A 4056-nucleotide genomic window follows, 5' to 3' on the forward strand; every position below is an offset into this window, starting at 1 on the left:
GGGCGCCCGTACGGGCGGTGCCCGTGAAGCCAGAGGGGCCCGGCGGCGGTCCGTGTCCTCGTCCGTTCCACGCCCGCCCGGACGGTTGTGGCGGACGGCGTTGTCGACGAGGTTGGCGGCCTCGGTGTTCTCGGCCTTGGCCGAGCGGGTGGTCCGGGTCCTCGGCGGGATGACCGGCCCGGATCAGCGGGTCGCGTCCACGGCGCGGGCGAGCGGCGCGACCGCCTCCGCGGGGCGACGACGTTCCTGACGGCGGGCGCCGCCTCCGGCGTGCGGACCGTACGCGACAGTCCGGCGCCGTGAGCTGCGACATCGTCGGCGTGTGCCCGCGACCTCCCTGGCGAAGACCGCCCGGTGAGACGCGCGAGGCGTTCACCCGGCTCTCCGGCGTCCCGGGCCAGGTCAGGTGGCACGTCGACACACCCGGCGGGAACATCGTTAGCATGGCTTAACTTCAGCCAGGCTGGCGAAACGCCTGGTGGGTGGCCGGTCGCGGACACCGGCGACGACAAACCCGCAGGCAGCGGCCCAGACCTTGTTGATCGAATTGACGAAACCAGTCAGTAGTGCGACTAGCATCTGGCCACGTGACGAACCTCAAGCTTGCCAATCCCGAAATCGCAACCCTCGACGTCGACGCAGTGGTGATCGGGGTTGTCAGTAACGAGCCCGAGATAAACCTCGCCTCCGGCGCCGAGAGTGTCGATCGGGCGTTCGATGGCGGTCTCGCCACCGTCCTGGCCGGCCTGGGTGCGACCGGGGCGCAGGGAGAGATCACCAAGCTTCCGACGTTCGGCAAGCTGTCCGCGCCGGTCATCGTCGCCGTCGGCCTGGGCAAGGAGCGCGACGCCTCCGCCGACGGGGGTGAGGCCCTGCGCCGCGCGGCCGGGGCCGCGCTGCGTTCGCTGGCCGGGTCCGCGTCGATCGCCCTCGCATTGCCCGCCGCCACCGCCGAGGACGTCACCGCCGTCGCCACCGGCGCGCTGCTGGGCAACTACGCCTACCTCAACTACCGCACCGGCGACGGGCACAAGACGCCGGTCGGCGAGGTGACCGTGGTCGGCACCGCGGACGCCGGGGACGCGCTCCACCGCGCCGAGGTCGTCGCCGAGTCCGTCACGCTGGTACGCGACCTCGTCAACACGCCGCCCTCCGACCTGAGCCCGGAGATCTTCGCCGAGACCGCCGAGCAGGTGGCCGGCGCGACCGGCCTCTCCGTCCAGGTCCTCGACGAGAAGGCGCTGGTCGAGGGCGGGTACGGCGGCATCGTCGGCGTGGGCCAGGGGTCGGTCAACCCGCCGCGGCTCGTCCGTCTCGCCTACCGGCACCCCGAGGCCGCGCACACCGTCGCGTTCGTCGGCAAGGGCATCACCTTCGACTCCGGCGGCCTGTCGCTCAAGCCCGCCGACTCCATGGACTGGATGAAGTCCGACATGGGCGGCGCCGCCGCCGTCCTGGGCGCTCTCAAGGCGATCGCCCGCCTGGCGCCGAAGGTCAACGTCGTCGGTTACCTCGCCATCGCCGAGAACATGCCGAGCGGCACCGCGCAGCGCCCCTCCGACGTGATCACCATCTACGGCGGAAAGACCGTCGAGGTGCTCAACACCGACGCCGAGGGCCGCCTCGTCATGGCCGACGCGCTCGTGCGCTCCGGCGAGGACGACCCCGACCTGGTCGTCGACGTGGCCACGCTCACCGGCGCGCAGCTCGTCGCGCTCGGCGCCCGCACCGCCGGCGTGATGGCCAACGACGACGCCGTACGCGACCGCGTGGTCGCCGCGGCGGGGCGGGCCGGCGAGGCCGTCTGGCCGATGCCGCTGCCCGAGGAGCTGCGCAAGGGCCTCGAGTCCTCCGTCGCCGACATCGCCAACGTCAGCGGCGAGCGCTGGGGCGGCATGCTGACCGCCGGGGTGTTCCTCCGCGAGTTCGTGCCGGAGGGCGTGCGGTGGGCCCACCTCGACATCGCCGGCCCGGCGTTCCACAAGGGCGAGCCGTACGGCTACACCCCCAAGGGCGGCACCGGCGCGGCCGTGCGCACCCTCGTGCAGATCACCGAGGACGTCGCCGCCGAGGGGCTTTGACCAGGGCGTGTTCCCCGGCCCCCCATCGGCGGCGGACCTGGGGAACACCTCCGCGTACGACGCGTTCATACCGGTGTGAGCGGGAGGCACGTCACCGGGCGCCGGCCACAAGTGGAAAGATGCTTCCCGGGGAAGAACCATCGCGGCCACGCCCGGCGCGCGAGTGAGCATCGTTAGGAGCGTCCCGTGTCGAATAGCACCTACGACATCGTCGTCCTAGGTGGTGGCAGCGGCGGCTATGCGTGCGCGTTGCGCGCGGTGGAGCTGGGCAAGAGCGTCCTGCTCGTCGAGAAGGACAAGCTGGGCGGCACGTGCCTCAACCGCGGCTGCATCCCGACCAAGGCGCTGCTGCACGCCGCCGAGGTCGCCGACCAGACACGTGAGGCCGCCACCTTCGGCGTCAAGGCCCGCTTCGACGGCATCGACCTGCCGGGCGTGCACGCCTACAAGGACAAGGTCGTCAGCACCACCGTCAAGGGCCTCACCGGTCTGATCAAGTCCAAGGGCATCACGATCGTCGAGGGCGAGGGCCGGCTCGTGTCGCCCACGCAGGTCCGCGTCGGCGACACGACGTACGAGGGCGGCCACATCGTCCTGGCCACCGGCTCGGTGCCCAAGTCGCTGCCCGGCCTCGAGATCGACGGTGAGCGGGTCATCTCCAGCGACCACGCGCTCACCCTCGACCGGATCCCGCAGTCGGTCGTGGTCCTCGGCGGCGGCGTGATCGGCGTGGAGTTCGCCAGCGTCTGGCGTTCGTTCGGCGCCGAGGTGACCATCGTCGAGGCGCTGCCGCACCTGCTGCCGCTGGAGGAGGAGTCCAGCTCCAAGCGGCTCGAGCGCGCGTTCCGCAAGCGCGGCATCAAGTTCGAGCTCGGCGTGCGCTACGAGGGCGTCAAGCACACCGACTCCGGGGTGATCGTCACGCTCGAGGGCGGCAAGACCCTCGACGCCGAGATCATGCTCGTCGCCGTCGGCCGGGGCCCGGTCTCGGAGGGCCTGGGCCTGGAGGAGGTCGGCGTCGAGGTCGAGCGCGGCTTCGTGAAGGTCGACGAATACTGCCGCACCAACGTGGAGACCATCTCCGCGGTCGGCGACCTGATCCCGACGCTCCAACTGGCGCACGTCGGCTTCGCCGAGGGCATTCTCGTCGCCGAGCGACTCGGCGGCCTGGACCCCGCGCCGATCGACTACGACGGCGTACCCCGCATCACCTACTCCGAGCCCGAGGTCGCCTCGGTGGGTATCACCACCAAGACGGCCGAAGAGCGCGGTCTTGAGACGACTTCCTTCACCTACGACCTGGCCGGCAACCCGCGGAGCAAGATCCTCGGCACTCAGGGCGAGGTGAAGGTCATCGCGGAGAAAGACGGCCCGGTCCTGGGCATCCACATGGTCGGCAGCCGTGTGGGCGAACTCATCACCGAGGGCCAGCTGATCTACAACTGGGAGGCCCTGCCGTCCGAGGTCGCCCAGCTGATCCACCCGCATCCCACCCAGTCCGAGGCGGTCGGCGAGGCTCATCTCGCCATCGCCGGCAAGCCACTGCACGTCCACGGCTGATCACCGCCCGAAGCAGCACTTAGAGGAGTCGCTGAGAACCATGTCGGTCTCCGTAACCATGCCCCAGCTCGGCGAGAGCGTGACCGAGGGCACTGTCACCCGCTGGCTCAAGAAGGAAGGTGAGCACGTCGAGGCCGATGAGCCGCTCCTCGAAGTGTCGACCGACAAGGTCGACACCGAGATCCCCTCGCCGGCCGCGGGCGTCCTGAGCAGCATCACCGTCGCCGAAGACGAGACCGTCGAGGTCGGCGCCGAGCTGGCGGTCATCGCGCAGGAGGGCGAGGCCGGCGCGGACACGGGCGCCCAGGCCCAGCCGCAGCAGCAGGAGGAGGCGCCCCAGCAGGCCGAGCCGGAGCAGGCCCAGGCCGAGCCGGAGCAGGCCCCCGCTCCCGCACCCGAGCCGGAGCGCCCCGCC

At 71.2% G+C, this 4056-nt stretch carries 3 protein-coding genes; all 3 read left to right on the plus strand.

Annotation, left to right across the window (positions count from 1 at the left end; all coding sequences use genetic code 11):
* Positions 1 to 587 precede the first annotated feature (587 nt).
* Complete coding sequence (locus ACFFNX_RS44030) at positions 588 to 2081, plus strand: leucyl aminopeptidase (protein ID WP_378212212.1); 1494 nt, start codon at positions 588 to 590, stop codon at positions 2079 to 2081.
* Positions 2082 to 2267: 186 nt separating this feature from the next.
* Complete coding sequence (lpdA, locus tag ACFFNX_RS44035; RefSeq protein ID WP_285566894.1) at positions 2268 to 3641, plus strand: dihydrolipoyl dehydrogenase; 1374 nt, start codon at positions 2268 to 2270, stop codon at positions 3639 to 3641.
* 40 nt (positions 3642 to 3681) lie between these two features.
* On the plus strand, positions 3682 to 4056 hold a 375-nt coding region (locus ACFFNX_RS44040), incomplete at its 3' end, for a biotin/lipoyl-containing protein (RefSeq protein ID WP_378212213.1).

The sequence above is a fragment of the Actinoallomurus acaciae genome (assembly GCF_042429965.1).
Lineage (GTDB): Bacteria > Actinomycetota > Actinomycetes > Streptosporangiales > Streptosporangiaceae > Actinoallomurus > Actinoallomurus acaciae.